This window comes from Acidiphilium iwatense (assembly GCF_021556475.1).
GTDB lineage: Bacteria > Pseudomonadota > Alphaproteobacteria > Acetobacterales > Acetobacteraceae > Acidiphilium > Acidiphilium iwatense.
Map to the genome: position 1 here is coordinate 19,897 of NZ_JAKGBZ010000035.1, position 18,226 is coordinate 38,122.

At 60.0% G+C, this 18,226-nt stretch carries 16 protein-coding genes and 1 pseudogene; 9 read left to right on the forward strand and 8 right to left on the reverse strand.

Annotated elements, in window-relative coordinates; translation table 11 throughout:
• Window positions 1-59: 59 nt before the first annotated feature.
• The 8 genes from L2A60_RS15000 (at window position 60) to L2A60_RS15035 (ending at window position 9,384) form a co-directional block, all read left to right on the forward strand.
• The gene (locus L2A60_RS15000; RefSeq protein ID WP_235705270.1) at window positions 60-923 is read left to right on the forward strand and encodes an FAD binding domain-containing protein; all 864 of its coding nucleotides are present in this window, start codon (window positions 60-62) and stop codon (window positions 921-923) included.
• The gene (locus L2A60_RS15005; RefSeq protein WP_235705271.1) at window positions 920-1,402 is read left to right on the forward strand and encodes a (2Fe-2S)-binding protein; all 483 of its coding nucleotides are present in this window, start codon (window positions 920-922) and stop codon (window positions 1,400-1,402) included. The genes L2A60_RS15000 and L2A60_RS15005 overlap by 4 nt, the downstream gene beginning before the upstream one ends.
• The gene (locus tag L2A60_RS15010; RefSeq protein WP_235705272.1) at window positions 1,399-3,714 is read left to right on the forward strand and encodes a xanthine dehydrogenase family protein molybdopterin-binding subunit; all 2,316 of its coding nucleotides are present in this window, start codon (window positions 1,399-1,401) and stop codon (window positions 3,712-3,714) included. The genes L2A60_RS15005 and L2A60_RS15010 overlap by 4 nt, the downstream gene beginning before the upstream one ends.
• A 4-nt stretch (window positions 3,715-3,718) precedes the next feature.
• Window positions 3,719-4,774, forward strand: coding sequence for a CobW family GTP-binding protein (locus tag L2A60_RS15015; RefSeq protein WP_235705273.1), 1,056 nt, complete (start codon window positions 3,719-3,721; stop codon window positions 4,772-4,774).
• A gap of 588 nt (window positions 4,775-5,362) precedes the next feature.
• Window positions 5,363-6,289 (forward strand): amidohydrolase family protein, encoded by a 927-nt coding sequence (locus L2A60_RS15020; protein WP_235705274.1) that lies wholly within the window; start codon window positions 5,363-5,365, stop codon window positions 6,287-6,289.
• A gap of 38 nt (window positions 6,290-6,327) precedes the next feature.
• Entirely contained in the window at window positions 6,328-7,269 is a 942-nt protein-coding gene (locus L2A60_RS15025; RefSeq protein ID WP_235705275.1) for an amidohydrolase family protein, read from the forward strand.
• A gap of 104 nt (window positions 7,270-7,373) precedes the next feature.
• The gene (locus tag L2A60_RS15030) at window positions 7,374-8,759 is read left to right on the forward strand and encodes a UbiD family decarboxylase (protein WP_235705276.1); all 1,386 of its coding nucleotides are present in this window, start codon (window positions 7,374-7,376) and stop codon (window positions 8,757-8,759) included.
• 22 nt (window positions 8,760-8,781) lie between these two features.
• Window positions 8,782-9,384: a UbiX family flavin prenyltransferase gene (locus tag L2A60_RS15035; RefSeq protein ID WP_235705286.1), complete on the forward strand. Its 603-nt coding sequence runs from the start codon at window positions 8,782-8,784 to the stop codon at window positions 9,382-9,384.
• Between the two features lie 23 nt (window positions 9,385-9,407).
• Here L2A60_RS15035 and L2A60_RS15040 read toward each other — a convergent pair whose 3' ends face one another.
• The 6 genes from L2A60_RS15040 to L2A60_RS15065 form a co-directional block, all read right to left on the reverse strand.
• Window positions 9,408-10,304 carry a LysR family transcriptional regulator gene (locus tag L2A60_RS15040; protein ID WP_235705277.1) on the reverse strand — a complete coding sequence of 299 codons (897 nt, stop codon included), beginning with the start codon at window positions 10,302-10,304 and terminating at the stop codon, window positions 9,408-9,410.
• A 134-nt stretch (window positions 10,305-10,438) separates the two neighbouring features.
• Entirely contained in the window at window positions 10,439-11,983 is a 1,545-nt protein-coding gene (locus L2A60_RS15045; protein ID WP_235705278.1) for an ABC transporter ATP-binding protein, read from the reverse strand.
• 11 nt (window positions 11,984-11,994) lie between these two features.
• Window positions 11,995-12,927 (reverse strand): ABC transporter permease, encoded by a 933-nt coding sequence (locus L2A60_RS15050; protein WP_235705279.1) that lies wholly within the window; start codon window positions 12,925-12,927, stop codon window positions 11,995-11,997.
• Window positions 12,928-12,938: 11 nt separating this feature from the next.
• Entirely contained in the window at window positions 12,939-14,045 is a 1,107-nt protein-coding gene (locus L2A60_RS15055) for an ABC transporter permease (protein ID WP_235705280.1), read from the reverse strand.
• 74 nt (window positions 14,046-14,119) lie between these two features.
• The gene (locus L2A60_RS15060; protein WP_235705281.1) at window positions 14,120-15,103 is read right to left on the reverse strand and encodes a BMP family protein; all 984 of its coding nucleotides are present in this window, start codon (window positions 15,101-15,103) and stop codon (window positions 14,120-14,122) included.
• Window positions 15,100-16,401 carry an amidohydrolase family protein gene (locus L2A60_RS15065; protein WP_235705282.1) on the reverse strand — a complete coding sequence of 434 codons (1,302 nt, stop codon included), beginning with the start codon at window positions 16,399-16,401 and terminating at the stop codon, window positions 15,100-15,102. Before L2A60_RS15065 ends, L2A60_RS15060 begins: the two co-directional genes overlap by 4 nt.
• 286 nt (window positions 16,402-16,687) lie before the next feature.
• On the opposite strand from L2A60_RS15065, the gene L2A60_RS15070 reads away from it, so the two are divergent.
• On the forward strand, window positions 16,688-17,416 hold the full coding sequence (locus tag L2A60_RS15070) for a maleate cis-trans isomerase family protein (protein ID WP_235705283.1): 729 nt from the start codon (window positions 16,688-16,690) through the stop codon (window positions 17,414-17,416).
• Between the two features lie 169 nt (window positions 17,417-17,585).
• On the opposite strand, the pseudogene L2A60_RS15075 reads toward L2A60_RS15070, so the two are convergent.
• Window positions 17,586-17,876 (reverse strand): annotated as a pseudogene (locus L2A60_RS15075) (PIN domain-containing protein); the annotation flags it as partial.
• Between the two features lie 15 nt (window positions 17,877-17,891).
• Window positions 17,892-18,226: transposase (locus L2A60_RS15080; RefSeq protein WP_235705285.1), on the reverse strand; the 335-nt coding region annotated here is incomplete at its 5' end.

Here is an 18,226-nt window from a genome sequence, read left to right on the forward strand (position 1 = left end):
ACAGCGGCCGGTGACATTCGTTCGCCGCGCCCGCGTGGCACTTAGAAAGGAAGGAATCGATGCGCCGCTTCGAATATCATGAGCCAGCATCCTTGGCCGAGGCATCCGAATTGTTGCTGTGCCTGGGTGAGGGCGCCTTTGTCTTTGCAGGCGGAACCGATCTTCTCGTCGAGATCCGCGAGCGCCTGCGCCGCGTCCATCACATCGTCAACATCAAGCGCATTCCCGGGCTCGACGAACTCATGATTAGTGCCGAGGGGGGGATTTGGTTCGGCGCCTTGGTGACGGCCGGGCGGATCGAGCGGTCTAGCGAAATTGCGCGGCTCTATCCGAACCTGCACGACGCGGTCCGCAATCTGGGCTCCATACAGGTACGCAACCGGGCCACTGTGGTCGGCAATATTTGCCGCGCCTCGCCTTCGGCCGACACGATACCGCCACTGGTTGCCGACAGCGCGGAAATCGAGATCTTCGGCCCCGGCGGTACGCGCCGCACGGCCCTCGCGGAATTCTTCACTGGCCCCGGACGTACAACCCTTTCCCGCGGCGAGATAGCGACAGGGATCCGGGTGCCGCCGCCCGCGGAAGGCAGCGGGCGGGTTTATCTGAAGCATGGACGTCGCAAGGCAATGGAGCTCGCCACCGTTGGCGTCGCCGTCAGCCTGAATCGGTCGAGAGGAACGTGCAGCGACATCAGCATTGCCCTGGGTGCGGTCGGCCCAACGGTGCTGCGCGCGCCGAAGGCCGAGGCGATGCTACGGGGTGCGGTACTCTCGCCAGAGATGATTTCCGCCGCAGCCAATCAGGCGATGGCCGAATGTACCCCGATCAGCAATGTCCGCTCGTCAGCCGACTATCGCCGCGCGATGGTCGGCGTCTTGACCCGTCGTGCCGTTACACGGGCACTGGAGGCCACAGCATGAAACAGCCTATAGAAATGTATATCAACGGCGAAGCACGCAGCGTTACGGTCGACCCATACCGCTCGCTTCTCGATACGCTCCGCGGCGAGGTTGGCCTGACCGGCACCAAGAAGGGCTGCGATGTCGGCGATTGCGGCGCTTGTACGGTGATCGTAGACGGCAGACCTCTCAACGCTTGCCTGATGCTGGCGGTGGAGGCCGGCGGCTGCCGGGTCGAGACGGTCGAGGGTCTTCAGGCCAGCCCGGACCAGCTGCATGTGCTGCAGGACGCTTTCATGCGTCATGGCGCAGCGCAGTGCGGCTTCTGCACCCCGGGCATACTTATGATGGCCAAGTCTTTGTTGGAGAACAACGCCAATCCCAGCGACGACGAGATCCGCTTCGGCTTGTCGGGCAACATATGCCGTTGCACCGGGTACACCAAAATATTCGACGCGATCCGAAGCGCGGCGCGACAATTGCAGGAGACCCCGGCATGAACAAGCCGCACGTTCCCGTCGAAGCGCGGCGCGCCTTTACCATCGTCGGGCAAAGCGTCCGGCGCAACGATGTCCTCGAAAAGGTCACGGGTGAGGGGCTTTACACCGCCGACATCAACCGGCCGGGCCTTCTGTTCGGCAAGATCAAGCGCTCCAACGTCGCCCACGCCAAGATTTCTCGCATCGACACCTCGAAGGCGCTGGCCCTGCTTGGAGTAAAGGCGGTGCTTACGCACGAAGACGTCCCCCGTTTCCTGCATTACGGTTCACCGCACCCACGATCAGCCTCCTGCACACGCGACCAGTACATCTTGGACGACAAGGTACGGTTCTGGGGGGAGGGCATTGCCGCCGTTGCCGCGACCAGCGAGGAGATCGCTGACGAGGCGCTCGACCTGATTGAGGTGGATTACGAGGAGTTGCCCGGTGTCTTCGACATCGACTCGGCCCAGGCACCAGGCGCACCGCTGATCCACGAGGTCGGGCCTGGTAGCAATCTTGTTCTGCCTCCCGTGCGCGTAGAACGCGGCGATGTGGAGAACGGCTTCGCCGAGGCCGACTTCGTGCTCGAAGGCGTGTTCGAGGGCGGCCGCCCGGTGCCCGCTTACATGGAACCCAATGTCTGCATGGCAGACTGGGATGGGTCTAATAAGCTAACATTCTGGACCTCGACCCAAACCGCCTTCATGGTGCGCGGAAGTCTGGCGGAAGTGCTCGGTCTTCCGCTCAACAAAGTACGGGTGCTCGTCGATCACATGGGCGGCGGCTTTGGTGCTAAGCAGGATCTGTTTCAGCATGAATATCTCTGCGCGCTGCTGGCACGACAGACGCGGCGTCCGGTGCGCATGGAATTCACCCGCGCCGAAACTTTTATCGCCGGACGCTCGCGCCATCCCTGCCGAATATTGTTGAAACAGGGGTTCCGGAAGGACGGGACAATCTGCGCGCGCGATATGAAGATCATCTACGAATCCGGTGCTTACGGCTCGCACAGTCCCGGCGTCACCACCGTCGGCACCAATGCCGCCACCTCGCTTTATCGGTGCGAGAATGTCCGATTGGAGGGCTGCGCGGTCTATACCAACACACCCATCGCAGGTGCCTTCCGAGGCTACGGCGTGGTCCAGGCCTACTATGCGCTCGATATCCAGATGGACGAGGCGGCAGAACGTTTGGGCATGGATCCGGCGGAACTGAAACTGAAAAACGCGGTGCGCGAGGGCGACATTGCGCCCTCTGGTCATCCGATCGTCGGGCGCGGACTCGAAGCCTGTCTGAAGCACGGGATTACCGCCTTTGACTGGATTGCCAAACGCACCGAGACGCCGCGCAACGATCCGGCTCAGCCGGCGATCCGGCGCGGCTGGGGGGTAGGCTGCGAGATGCATGGCTCAAGTGCCTACCCGGGGATCCGCGAGCAGGGCAATGCCACGGTCAAGATGAACGAAGATGGCAGCGTGACCCTTCTGACAGGTGCGGCGGGGCTTGGTACCGGGGCGCACACGGCGCTGGCGCAAATCGTGGCGGAAGAGCTTGGCGTCACCTTCGAAAGCGTCTCGGTCGTGCATGGCGATACCGATGTCGTTCCCTGGGATATTGGCGCTTTCGCTAGCCATACGACTTATCTGGTGGGGTCGGCTGCGAAGATTGCGGCGGGCAAGCTGCGTGCCGCGGTGCTTGCGAGGGCAGCGGAGAAGCTTCAGACGCCAACAGAGGCGTTGGATATGGTGGCGGGTAGGATATTCATCGCCGACGCTCCCGATCGCGGCCTGACGGTGGCCGATGCGATGGGGCCGTCAAAGGGCATCCCGGCAGATCACCTGATCGAGACGGGTAGTTACACACCCACAAAATCTTATTCCTTCGCGGCGCATTTCGTCGAGGTCGCCGTGGATATCGAGACAGGATTGGTGGACGTGCGCCACGTCATGCCTGTGCATGACGTCGGCCGGGTGATCCACCCGATCGCGGCGGCCGGGCAGATCGAGGGCGGCATCCAGCAAGGCATTGGCCACACGCTGACCGAAGACTACCTCATCGACCGTACCAACGGCCGCTCACTCAACGCCGGGCTTGTCGACTACAAGATGCCGCTATCGATGGACATGCCCAAGATTGAGACGGTAATCCTCGAGGCCGCTCCTGACCCTGGCGGCCCCTGGGGCGCGAAAGGCGTAGGCGAAGATCCAATCATCGCCATCGGCCCTGCCATCGCGAACGCCATTCACGACGCGATTGGCGCGCGCTTCCACCACTATCCAATCACCCCTGAGGACATCCTTTGCGCCCTCGCGGCCCAGAAGAAAGAATAACGCCATGGCAGTTCATGAAATCGAGGCCCGCAAGGTGCCCGTGACCATCCTCACCGGCTTCCTCGGCTCGGGCAAGACGACGCTGCTTAACTACATCCTCACGGAGCGCCACGGTCACCGCATTGCCGTGATCGAGAACGAATTCGGCGAGGTCGATGTGGACAGCGACCTCGTCCTGGCTTCGGACGAGGAAATCTTCCAGATGCGAAACGGCTGCATCTGCTGCTTCGTCGATGTACGCAACGACCTGATCAACGTCATGAAAAAGTTGCTCTCCCGCAAGGAACAGTTCGACCACGTGATCATCGAGACGAGCGGCCTCGCCGATCCGACCCCGGTGGCCACCTCCTTTTTCGCCGACCGCGCGGTAGCCGACGCGGTACAGCTTGACGCTATCGTGACGTTAGTCGATGCCGCCCATATCGACCGGCACCTTTTCGATCCAGTGCTGGATGGCAAAGACAATCAAGCCGTCGACCAAATCGTGGCCGCGGATCGGATTATCCTCAACAAGATCGATCTAGCAAACCCTACGGATCTGGACCGACTTGAGGCGGACCTGCGCATGCTGAACGAGACCGCCGGGATACTGCGGTCAAGCTATGGCCGGGTGGATCTGGACACCATTCTCGGGATAAGTGGCTTCACCCCCTCCTACGTGGCCGAACGTGCAAAGCTTCTGAACCTGAGTCTCGATGACGACGACCACAATAAACATCACCACCACGCGCATATGCACGATCCGACGGTCGGGTCGGAATCATTCACCTATTCCGAAGATTTCGACTTGGACCGGCTTCAGGCGTTCCTTACTGCATATCTCGCGACTCACGGCGACGATGTGTTTCGCACCAAAGGTATCATCGCCATCGACCAGGACGAGCGGTTCCACGTCCTTCAGGCGGTGCATCGCCTGATCGACCTGCGCCCCGATCACCCATGGCGGGGTGAGACGCGGCGTTCGAAAATTGTACTCATCGGCCGCAATCTCAATCGGGCGGCGCTTGAGGCGGGACTGAGAGCAAGTCTGGCACAGCCGAAACAGGCGGTCGCCACCTGACGAAGTGATACATGAGGCTATCCCGGCGCATGGGGCGACGGCCACGCAGCGCCTTTCGAGAGCATCAAGATTTGCGGGACCGGAGGATCGATGCGGTTGATCGGCAAAACGTGAGCCGGCGGGCAGCGGTCCCCAGGTTCGACGTCAGCCGCTCGACGGCGATCAAATTATTGCAATGCTACCGTGATAATGGGGCACGCACGCTGGTGGGCATGGTGCCCGTCGTCCTTCCGCCCTGAAGCCGCACCGCCCGAACCGTTTGCGTTCAGGGCAGAGGTCCAACTGCGGGAAAAATTGTTGACAATCATGCAGGGCCATGTTTTTCTGCTGTTCGAGTAGAAGCCACACCCCGCGGAAGAAATAGCGCGGCGCCAATTGCTCATCGTTCCTTGGCTTGGAAGGATAGGCAGAACACTTGGCTTCGGGAATCCTCAAAACCCTGACAGCTACTCGATTGACGCAATCGTCATCTCGAGCACCCTTCGCCGTGACCGGGACGCGTTGCGCGCCCGGGTTGCGGCGGTCAGCTGCGCCTGTCCGGTGTCCATGCCGCGCTTCACTTCCGATTACAGACGACAGGAGAACCACATGATCATCGATCTGAGCTGTTATCCGACAGATCTTGTCGACCTTGCCTGGCGCCACGACGGCGAACCGTTCACCGGCGACCGGCTTTTGAAGATGATGAACGGCCCTTATATCGTGAACGGCAAGCCGCGCCGGATCGACAAGGCCTTCATCCAGCCGCCGCAGGGCAACACCATCTATACTGACGGGCTCGGCGATCTAACCGGCAAAGCCGCGATCCGACAATACATGGCCTATACTGAGAAGATGGTGACTGAACATCCCGACCGCTTTCTGGGCTGTTTCGTCTACAACCCGCGCTATGGCACCCAGAACGGCGCCGAAGAAATCGAACGTTATGCCAATGAGTTTGATTTCAAGATGGTGCAGTTGCAGGCCAATATGCATGCCTACCGGCCCGACCGGGCGCTCGACTGGTTGCGCCCGGCGATGCGGAAATGCGCCGACCTAGGCCTGATGGTGAAAGTACATACGGGCGACGGGCCCTATTCGATCCCGACCGAGTTCTACCCGATCATCCGCGAGTTCCCGGAGGTCAACTTCATCCTCGCCCACTTCGGCGTGCAGACTGGCGGCGTGTACGTCTTCGAGCCGTTCCAGATGGCGATGGACGCACCCAACGTCTATGTCGAGTCCGGCTGGTGCCTGCAGTCACGGATCGTGGAATTCGCCAAGGAACTGCCGAAACATAAGATCCTGTTCGGCACCGACACGCCTCCGAACGAGCCTGGCATGTGGCTGCGGCTTCTGGAGGTGCTTTGCCATGAACCGCCTCAGGGCCTCAATCTCGACGAGGGCACGCTCGAAGATTACCTCGGCAACAACGTCGCCCGGATGATCGGGCTGGAAACCACCCTGCCGCCTGCCACTGTCGCTGAGGCGGAGGCTTATCTCCGCGGCCAGGACATCGCGCTCGAGACCGCCTGATCGCGTGGACTGGGACCAAATACCAACAGGAGACGACAATGATTATCGACACCCACCTGCACCCGACGAACCTCGTGGACGAAGCTTGGCGGCATACGGGCTCGCCGTTCAACGGTGAGCGAATGCTGAAGCTTATGGATGGCCCCTACATGATCAACGGCAAGCCGCGCCGGATCGACATGGGCTTCATTCAGCCACCGCCGGGTAACACCGGCTACCGTGACGGCAACCGCATGGGCCGCGATGGGATCCGTGACTATATGTCCTACATCGCGGAACTGTGCCAGAAATACCCTGACCGCTTCATCGGCAACTTCACCTTCAACCCACGCTGGGGTCCCGAGAACGGCGCGGCAGAGCTGGAATTCCACGTCAAGGAATACGGCTTCAAGATGCTGAAGCTGCACGCCAACATGCACGGCTACCGGCCCGACCGGGCGCTGGAATGGCTGCGCCCGGCGATGAAAAAATGCGCTGAACTCGGCGTTGTGGTGCTGATCCACACCGGCGATGGGCCCTACACGATCCCGACGATGTTCTACCCGATCATCCGGGAGTTTCCGATGGTCAACTTCATCATTGGCCATTTCGGTATCCAGACCGGAGGCAACTACTCTTTCGAATCCTTCTGGATGGCAATGGACACACCGAACGTCTATTGCGAATCTGGCTGGTGCTTCCAATCGCGGATAGTCGAATTCGCGAAGCAATTGCCCAAGCACAAGATTGTATTCGGCACGGATTCGCCTCCGAACGAGCCGGGCATGTGGCTGCGTGAGCTTGAGGTTCTGTGCCAAGAGCCACCCCACGGCATGAACCTTTCGGAAGAGGATCTGGAAGGCTACCTAGGCAACAACATCGCGAAGCTCGTGGGGATCGCCCCGACTCTGCCGCCCGCAAACCTCCAGGAAGCGAAGGCGCGCCTCAAGGACACCTATGCCGGGCTGAACCGCGCCACCAACCGGCTGGTGAACGCCTGACCTGGGCTGGGGCGGTGCTTCGTGCTCTCTGCACCGTCCCAACCTAACACTCTTCACCCCCGGCACCTCCCCTCCGTTGAAGGCATTCCGACAAGGAAGCAGACATGACCACCGCCGTATCCCACTTTCATCCCCAAGACGTCCGACGATTCCTAGCAGACTACCGCGCCGCACATCCGGAGGACGTGCTAACCATTGCCGACGAGGTGTCGGACGATCAGGACATTACGGCGATGATCTGGCAGCTTGCCGCCGAGGGACGCGCGCCGGTGCTGGAACTGAATCGCGTGACGAACCATATCGGACCTGTCGTCACCAACATCTTCGGCTCGCGCAGTCGGATCGCGCGCATGTTCGGCACCACCGAGAATCGGTTGCACCAGGCATACCAAGCCGCCGCCCGCCGGGCCTGCCCGCCCGAAGACGTAACGGACGGACCGGTGGCGGAAGAGGTCATATCGGACCGGATCGACCTCAATTTGATTCCGATGCTCAGGCATTTCCAGACCGATCGCGCGAAATACATCACGAGCGGTATCATCATCGGTGAGCATCCCGAAACCGGCGCCGGCAACCTCAGTTATCACCGGGCAATGATCAACTCACCCAACACACTGGCCACCAGCCTGCACTCACGCGGACACTTGTGGCGCCTGATGAACATGGCAAAGGATGCCGGAAGACCGATGCCCGTGGCCATGGTGATCGGCGCGCACCCGCTGTTCATGATCGCGGCGTCGGCACGCCTCGCATTCGGCGAAGACGAGCGCGATATCGCGGGCGGCCTGCTGGGCGCGCCGCTCCAGGTTGTGCGCACGCCGCGACATGGCATCCGCGTGCCGGCGCAGGCCGAAATTGTGCTGGAAGGCGTGATCGACCCCGAAGCACATGTATCCGAAGGACCGTTCGGCGAATTTACGGGCTATTCCTCGGACCGTTCCACCAACAACCTGTTCACAGTTCAGACAATCTTACGGCGTCGGGCGCCAATGCTGGTCAGTGTAGCGGGAGGCAATTCGGCGGAACACCTGAATCTCGGACGCGTGCCCCGCGAGGCCGAAATGGCAGAAAAGCTCAAGGCCCGCTTCCCCAGCGTGACGGCAGTGCACTATCCGGCCTCTGGGACGCACTTCCACGCTTATGTGGCGGTCGATCAGCAGCGACCGGGCGAAGCGCGGCAGATCCTGGTAGGGCTTCTGGGGTGGGACCAGTATCTCAAGACCGTGATCGCGGTGGATTCTGATATCGATGTGACGCGCGACAGCGAAGTTCTCTGGGCGCTCGCCACCCATTTCCAGCCGCATCGCGACGTGATGGTGATCGAGGGGCTGCCGGGCAACGCGCTCGACCCGTCAGCCAGCGGCATCGGCACAACCTCACGGATGGGCCTCGATGCGACGCGCGGGCCCGATTTCCACGGCGTCCGGGCCGAGATCTCGGAAGCCGCGAAGAGCCACGCCGCGCGTCTTCTGGCCGGGGTCCGCGGCTGATGCGCCTGGAGAACAGACAATGATGAGCCGGGACATATCGCCAAGGCCGCGGATCGTTATCGGGATTTCCGGGGCATCCGGAGTGATCTACGGAATCCGGATTCTGGAGGTGCTGCGCGGCCGCGGGATAGAGACCCATCTGATAATGTCCCGAGCGGCGCATCTGACACTCGCGTCGGAATCCCACTTGGCTCCGCGTCAGGTCGAAGCGCTGGCCAGCGTCACCCACAACAACAAGGACGTGGGAGCGGCCTGCGCCAGCGGATCATTCCACACGCTGGGCATGATAGTTGCTCCGTGTTCGGTCAAGTCGCTCGCCGAGATCGCTACCGGCACCACCTCGACCCTGCTGTCGCGCGCCGCCGATGTGACGCTGAAGGAGCGCCGTCGATTGGTCCTGATGCTGCGCGAGACGCCGCTGCATCTAGGCCATATCCGCGCGATGGCAGCGGTCACGGAGATGGGAGGGATCGTCTATCCGCCAGTGCCTGCCTTCTACGCGAAGCCGCAGTCGGTGGACGAGATGGTGGATCACACGGTCGGTCGCGTCCTCGATCTCTTCGATCTCGATGTTGGTCTGGCGCATCGCTGGGATGGGATGCGCAAAGTAATCAGCACCCGCTGAATCGAGTGGCAGCGCGCCGAATGTCAGCTTCGCCAAGGTGTCGCGGCAAGCAAGAACTCCTTCATCCGATGGGCCGCGGGTGAAAGGATGTGCACGCGGTTTTGCAGCACTGAGACGTCGCGACTTATCGATGGCTCCACGAGTTCAATAGCCTTCACGTCGACGACCGGGGCCAGTTGTCGCGAATTCTCCGGCAGGACAGCAACCCCCAGCCCAGCCGCGATCATGCTGATCGCCGTCGTCGAAAAGCGCACCTCGTAAGCCGGTCTTACCGGAGTGCCCGCCGCAAGCAGCGCCCGTTCGACGAGGTCGCGCAGCGGATTTTCCTGCGCCAGACCGATGAGATTTTCCCCGGCCAGTTCGGCCCACCGGATGCTCTTGCGCCGTGCAAAGCGATGGTCCGCGCGACAGACCAAAGTCAGCCTGTCACGCATGACGTGAGACGCGACGATTTCCGGATCGTCGCTGGAGACAGTCCCGATAGCCAGATCGACTTCGTTGCGTTTCAGCGCTGGGCGGATTTCCTCCTCCGGCATGTCGCGCACAACGACGGATATTTCTGGATATCGTTCGGTAAAGCGGGCTATCGCTGGCGGCAGGATGGTCGCGGCAAGCACGATGGCGGAGGCGATCGTCACGCGGCCACGCTGCAGAGTGGCCAAATCATGAATGGCCCCCACCGCTATTTCGAGATCCGCCATGATCTTCTTGGCCTGCGGCAAGAATTCCCTTCCCGCACTGGTCAGGCTCACCATACGGGTGTGGCGGTCAAACATTCGGTGCTTGAGTTCAGTCTCCAGTTCCTTGATCAAGATGCTGACTGCGGATTGGGTCAGACCAATCTGGCCGGCGGCCAGATTGAAGCGCCCGAGTTCGGCCACCGCCACGAAAGCCTTGAGCTGCCGAAAGGTTACATTCATCCGCATCCCCCTCACACAGAGCGGTTTTCAGACCAATATTTGATCCAAGCCTACTATGGACACAGATAATCATTTTATGAAATAAAGAATTCTCGGGGCTGTTTCGAATTTGACCAGCATGACAGAAGCCCACACTATCCCGTTGCCGCCGCCAGCCGCGCCGCCTCCGCGGTGTTGCCAGCCATGAGAAGCCCTAGTTCCTCCAGCCGCCCACGATCCGGAGGGAGTTCACCGACCAAGCGGCCGCCGAACATTACAAAAATCCGGTCGCAAACGGCTAACAACTCTTCAAGCTCGGTCGAGATCAGTAAAATTGCTCGCCCCGCAACTTTCTGGCGCAGCACCTCCTGCATGACGAACTCAATGGCTCCGATGTCGATGCCTCGCGTCAATTGATTGATCAGCAGGAGATCAGGGTTGCGGGCGAGCTCACGGGCGACGACCAGCTTCTGCTGATTGCCGCCTGATAAATTCCGGATCGCTACGTCCTCGTGCGACGCCTTGACCTGGAATTGCCGCATGAGCTCGCGTGTGTGTGCCGCTATCGCCCCGAAGCGCAACAATCCGCGCGTGGCAAACGGAGGATCGGTGTAGCGATGCAGAATAACATTCTCGGCCAATGACAAGGACAGGACGATACCCATCTTGTGGCGGTCTTCCGGTATGTGTGCAAGCGGCAGCCGCCTGACCGCTGTCGAGCACATTCCGGTGACTTCCTTGTTGTTCAGCTTGATGCTGCCCGATTTAGCCGGCAGTAGCCCCGCCAAAGCCAGCGCCAGTTCGCTTTGGCCGTTGCCCGAAACGCCGGCGATGCCGACGATTTCTTTCTGTCTTACCTCGAAAGACACGTCTCGAACAGCGGGCCGCTCCAATTCGTTGTTACAGGAAAGCCCGGTGACCGACAGGACGACTTGCCCGCACTCGACTGGCTCGCGCGGCAATTCCATCAGCACATCGCGCCCGACCATCAATCGCGCAAGCTCGCGCGGGCTGGTCTCGGCGGTCTTCACCGTGCGAACCACCCGTCCGTCGCGCATAATGCTCACTCGGTCGCTAACCCGCATCACTTCATCGAGTTTGTGCGAGATGAAAATTACGGTCTTGCCGTCGGCGACGAGATCGCGCAGGAGAAGCAAGAGGCGATCTGTTTCCTGGTGCGTCAACACAGCCGTCGGTTCGTCGAGAATCAAAACGTCGATCCCCTGGAACAGGACTTTCAAGATCTCCACGCGCTGCTGCTGGCCCACGGAAAGATCCTCGAGGAGAGCATCCGGCTGGACGTCGAGCCCATAGCGATCACTCAACGCCCGGATGCGGTCGCACAGTTCGCTCCGATCACGGATAAGGCGCAGCGGTGAGCCCTGGCCGAGCATGTAGTTCTCGGCAACCGTCAAGTTATGCACGAGCATGAAATGCTGGTGCACCATGCCGATCCGGTGCTGGATTGCCTCGCGCGGCGATCCGAGTTTCAGCGGCGCTCCCTTGAAAACGATTGATCCCTCGTTCGGCGCCAGTACACCGCACAATATGTTCATCAAAACGCTTTTCCCGGCCCCGTTTTCCCCCAGCAGGGCATGGATCTCATTCTCGGCCACTTCAAGCGTAGCGCCCGCGCTGGCCACAACGGAGCCGAAGCGCTTATGGATATTCTCCATCTTGAGGAAAATCTCAGTATTCATTTATCAGATCCTCAAGCTTTATTGTAGGGAACGCCAAGGGTGCGCGGAGCATCCTGCTTGTTATGGACAAAGACAAGCGCAAGGATGGTCAAAATGTAAGGCATTGCCTGAAGGGCCTGGTAGGGAATCCCCAACGACGGTTGAGCCTGGAGTTCCAACTGCAGCGCATAGAAAAGCCCGAATATCAGGGACACGAAGAAAGCGCCAACCGGGGACCAGCGGGAGAAGACGACGACAGCGAGCGCGATGAAGCCGCGCCCGTCGGTCATGCCTTCCACGAACTGATTGACGTCGGCCAACGTCAAAAACGCACCGCCTAGGGCGGCCAGCGAGCTGCCGATCATGATTGCGCCATAGCGGTATAGTACCACGCTCCGCCCGGTGATAGCGACGGCCTCTGGATGGTCGCCGGTGGCGCGCAAGGTGAGGCCGAACGAGGTCGAGAACAGCACGAAGCGGGCCAAAAATGCAACGGCAAGGCTGAGATACACGATGATGTTCTGCTGAAACAACGCAACGCCGAAAAATGGCAAGCCGCTCAGGATCGGAATATGCACAGCCGGCATGTTCGGCACACCGCTTCCCGTATGCACGAAATAGGTACGGAAAAGAAAAGACGTCAGACCAAGGCCGAGAAGATTAAGCGCTACACCGACGACGACCTGGTTGGCTTTGATCGTAACCGTGAAGCAGGCAAAAAGCAGACCGGTGAGCATGCCCGCAGCAATTGCGGCCGTAAAGCCCAGAGCAAGGCTGCCAGTCAAATCGGTTGTCGCGAAGCCGACGAAAGCGCCAATCAGCATTGTGCCTTCGATGCCGATATTGAGCACTCCTGCCCGTTCGGTGAATATCTCGCCAACGGCGGCGTAAATGATGGGTGTCGCTGTCTGCCAGGCGGCGGCAAGCGTAACGGCTAGGAAGACAAGAAGGTTGAAATGCTCCATTTTACCCCCCTTCAGACCGCCGAGCGGCCGGCGCGCATTCCTAGCGCGCCGAACGCGACGACGGATAGGATTACCATGCCTTCGATAACGAAGACCAGGACCTGCGGCACCTGTGAGTTCATCTGCATGAGCACAGAGCCTGCGCTCAGCACGGCAAAGAGAATGCCCGAAAAAATAGCGCCGATCGGACGGTTGTAGGCCAGAAGCGCGACCGCGATGCCGGTGAAGCCGTAGCCTGGCGAAATGTTCTGGTAAAGCCTGAAATCGACGCCGGCGATCTGTATGGCGCCGGCCAGACCGGCCAGAGCGCCGCTGATGGAGATTGCCAGCACGACGCTGCGTCGCACGCTGATGCCGGCATAGCGGGCGGCGTGTGGATTGATTCCGACAACCCGCAGCGCATAGCCCGCACTGCTCCTGAACAGAAACGCCTGCACGATGACGGCGAGCGCAATCGCGATGAGGATGCCGATATGCAAGCGCGTGTGCGGCAGAAGAATCGGCAGCCGCAATGCGTGTGGCAACTCTGTGGATTGCGGATACGTGACGCCGGCCTCCATCATGGGCCCGGTCACGAGATAGCTCGTCGCGATCGTAGCAATATAATTCAGCATGATGGTCGTGACGATCTCGCTGGCGTTGAAGTAGATTTTCAGAAGGCCGGCGATCGCTGCCCAGGCCGCTCCAGCAATGCTCCCTGCCGCAAGGATTAGCACTATGTGAAGTGGCGCGGGCAAACCGTTCAGATGAACTCCGAAAAAGGTTGCCGCGACCGCACCGGCATAGTACTGACCTTCCGCGCCGATATTCCACATACTGCACCGGAAGGCCACGCATAGCCCGACGCCAATTAGGATCAGCGGTGTCGCAATCAGCAGCATTTCAGTAATGGAATGGATGTTGCGAAACACGCCACCGATCATCACGGTGAAAACGTCGAGGGCGTTGAAGCCGTTGATCGCGAGAAGCGCGGCGCCGGCGCACAATGCCACGAGAACAGCCGCGATGGGGAAGCCGATGGCGCGAAGCCTTTGCAAGGACCGTATACGGATGGACGTAGAGATGTCGTACAAATACAGCTTCGCTGGCGCAGGCGGTCGAATGTCGATGTCGTCCATTAAGCTCCACCTTTCGGCAAGGTACGGAGGGACAGGCGCTGGACTCGCCAGCGCCCGGAGGGCGCAGGACGCAGCTAACCCGCCATCGTCTTGATCTGGCCTGCGATGATCTTGGACTTCACTTCGTCCACATATTTGCGGACGTCCTGCGGCACTGGCGTGGCGGCATTGTCGTTGTAGGTGAACCTGATGACATCGGGATCCCCAAGGCCAAAAGTCACATTCGAATGCGGGATCGAGGTGCCGTTTTTGATGCCGGTGACGACACGCACAATTCCGGCGCCGTAATCGGCGATGTAGGTGCCGAGAATGTTCTTGCCCGCGACCTTCGAGTAGTCGGTGTAAACGCTGAAGGTCTTGATTTGAGGGCCCGCCTCGTGCACCGCCAGATATACGCCGAGGCTGGCAGCATCGGCATCGGGTACGATGAAGTCCACGCCTTGTTTGATCATGCTGATGGCGGCTTCCTTCGCTGCCACCTCGTTTTCGAAACTCCCAATATAGACCCTGCCTATTCCGAAGCCGGGCTTGGTCGTCAGGGCGCCGTTGCGGAAGCCGCCAAACGCCTGGCTAATTGGCGGAATCTGCATACCACCGATGAGGCCAGCGGACTTGCCCATCTTCGCCGCGATCACGCCCATCAGATAGAAAGGCTGACTGCTGTCTAAGTTGATCCCGATAACCTTGCCCTGATGGATCGAGCTGGAGGAGATCAGAAAATAGGAGTCGGGATAGTCTTTGGCCACTGTCACGGCGGCATCCTGAAATTCGAAGCCGTTGCCGAGGATGACCTGATAGCCCTGACTGGCATAATCCCTGAAGGCGCTCTCGAACGAAGCCGGGTCCTGCTGGAGTTCGACGTAGCTCACCTTCGCGCCGAGCTTTTTCTTGACGGTCATCAGCGCATCGTAGGCGAGGCGATTCCAGCCGTTCTCGGCCACGCTGCCCGTCACCAGCAGGCCCATCTTGAATTCGGCCGCCGCATGGGCTCGGCCAATAAGCGTTGCAGTCGCAAGCGCACCGCCTGCCGCCAGAATCTGCCTGCGATTAACGATCATCGTGTTTCTCCCATTCGTGTTGTTATATTTTCGTCTGCCTTGTGCCATGAAGAGCCCGGTCGCTCCGAAACCGGCTGCCCCCTCGACATCACTAACATTCGATCCGGGCCGCGCGAAATCAGATCGATGACGTCCTCGCAGTCGGTGATAACCAGATCTGCGCGTGCCCCCTCCCGCAAGCCGTAGTTTTGCAATCCCATGAGGCGTGCTGGCACGGTCGTGATCATGGCGTACACCTGGGCCATATCATCGGCGTGGAGATGTCCCGCAAGCAGTGTCCATCGGCCGACTTCCAACATGTCGCCGGAGCCGGTCGGCACGAACGGATCCTGAATATTGTCCGACGCGGTCGCTAGGGGTACCTTGCCCCGCACCAGATCGGCGACCCGAGTAAGACCGCGCGGGGGCAGCACGTCCTGGTCTCTTCCCTGCAGGTACAAATTGGCGGCCGGCAGGGTGACAACGCCTATGTCGAGTTCCAACATGTGCTCGCGAATGCGCTCAAACGCCTTGCGCGGCACGGCACTCAGGACCGACGAATGGCTGAGCACGGTACGGCCCTGCATATTGTATTTTTCCACCCGATCGAAAACGGCCTCGAACAGATGGCGGCTGGCATCGAGATGTTCGTCCATATGAAGGTCAAGCGGGCGGCCATGGCGCGCCGCGCTTGCGAAGAGGATATCCAGATACCGATTTGGATCCTCGCTGACGGCCGGCGTGCCGCCCACGGCATCGGCCATGGCCACGGCGGAATCGATATTGTCCTCCAGCCATTCGAGATCCTGGTTTGGATGCGGAATGAGGAAGGCCACAAGCTGCAGGACCATCCTGTCGGACCATTGCTGTCGCAGTGCGGCCATCGCCTCGATGCCCCTGAAGCCCGCATCCTTGTCGACATTGATATGGGTTCGGATTGCTGTCGTGCCGCGGCTGAGACAGCGCGCCATAGTGCGCGTTGCGCGCAGGATGATATCGTCGGCTGGCGCGAAGCGCGCATATCCAGCGAAGGCGTCACGCGCGCCCTGCAGGGTGCCAGACGGATTCGGCGCGAATTTGAGAACGCCGGTCTTGTCGAGATGCTGGTGGCAATCGACGAACGCAGCAGAGACAAGGGCGCCGGAAAGTTCGATGCGCTCTACAGCGCCCTCCAAATCAAGCCCGATGCGCTCTATCTTCCCATCCGACGAGACGAGAATATCCGCTCTCGACGGCACCGCATCGGCCGTCAGAAGGCGCCCCCCACACAGCAGGTAAGGACGTCCAGCCAGCATGCGTTTCAAGCGCTCTATATCCATCCCCAAGTCCTGATATTGGTAGCTTCACCAGAAGGTAGCGGTGGAATAATTCGTTAGTCTAATTCATTATTAGTATATATTATTTCATTTTTTTTATTATTCGCTGATTATGCATTCAGGAGACCGCAATCTGGCAGGCCTGCCTTGGTAAGGAGAGAGAAACGAAGTGATCTTCGCCGATCATGAGCGACACGGCCCAGCGCCATTGTCTCACCGCTGTCATGGGGACATAATCGTCAAGACGAAATGCGAATAGAGCCTTTTATATCAGGATCAATAAGCCGCCATGACGATACGACTCGGCGTTCTAACCCCTTCATCCAATACCGCTCTCGAACCGCTGACCTATCGCATCATAGCAGCGCTGCCTGAAGTGACGGCACATTTCGCCCGCTTCCCGGTCACCGAGATCGCGCTAAGCCCTGCGGCGCTTGCTCAGTTCGACGATAGCAGGATTCTCGCTGCCGCGGTGCTGCTGGCAGATGCAAAGGTTGATGTCATCTGCTGGAGTGGGACAGCGGCCGGCTGGTTAGGTTTTGCCGCCGATGTCGAGCTGTGTCGCCGAATCGAAACCGCGACCGGCATTCCGGCGACGACGTCGGTTCTGGCCCTGAACGAGGCGCTGACGATGGCGGGATGTTCCGCATTCGGTCTGGTGACGCCTTATACCGCGGAGGTTCAGCAGCGTATTCTTGACCATTACGCCGATGGCGGATTTCGTTGCTTGAGCGAAAGACATCTAGGGCTGCATATGAATTTCGATTTTGCATCGGTTCCGGCCGGCGATCTCGCAATCTTGTCGAAAGCGGTAGCCAGTGAGATCTCGCTCCGGCCGGCGGCGCTGGTGAGTTTCTGTACCAACCTCTGGTCGGCACATCTCGCACCCGAGATTGAAGCCGCTACGGGGCTGCCTTTTTATGATACCGTCTCAACAGTAATCTGGAAGGCGCTCCGCATGGTGGGAATTGACCCGCGCCGGATCACGGGCTGGGGTAGCCTGTTCCGGCTGATGTAGTCGGGCCGCGGCGATTTTGCCACGTTGGTCGCGACGGACGCGGAACCTGGCGAATTATAGGCCTGGCTTCGTCAGATTTGGATTATGAGTGAGTTATAACGAAAGTGGTTGCGGGGACACGCAACCACTTGCGCTCACGTACGCCTAACTGCGATCAATAAGTCCCAGCTCAGCCACCGGCCCGAAAGGGGTTAATGATTTGCAGCCCTCCATCGAGGGTCATTCCGTGTTGCATGTCTTCCGACCACAGCGTTTCGCAACCGGCGTGGAGTGCCGAGGCAGCGATCATCGCATCGTAAATGGAGAGGCTGTAGCGCTCCGCGAACGCCAGTCCGGTTTCGTGGATCTCCAGCGTAACCGAATGGACCGTCAGCAGCCCACGCAGCATAGCCAGAAAGGCGTTCGTATCAGTCCAGGACATCCGCATCTTGCGCCGCGCGACGTTCGTGAGTTCGTTTAGAGTCTGACTCGGAACTCATGTGTAACGAGCGAGTCGGCGGGTGAGGAGCATGACGGATGCGGCGTAGAGGAAGGCGGTAGCGGAATGGATTGTACCCTCGAAATCCTTTGCCAGACGCCGGTTCCGGTTGAGCCAGGCGAAGCAGCGTTCAACTACCCAGCGCTTTGGATGAACGGCAAAGCCAACTTGATCTGGCGGCTTTCGGACGATCTCGATCGCGATATTAGTGGCCTGCGCCACCCGTTCGCCGGCATAGGCGGAATCGGCGAAGACGCGTTCAACAAACGGGAAACTGCGCCGCGAAAGCTGCAACAGCGGCACCGCCCCGTCTCGATCCTGGACCGAGGCGG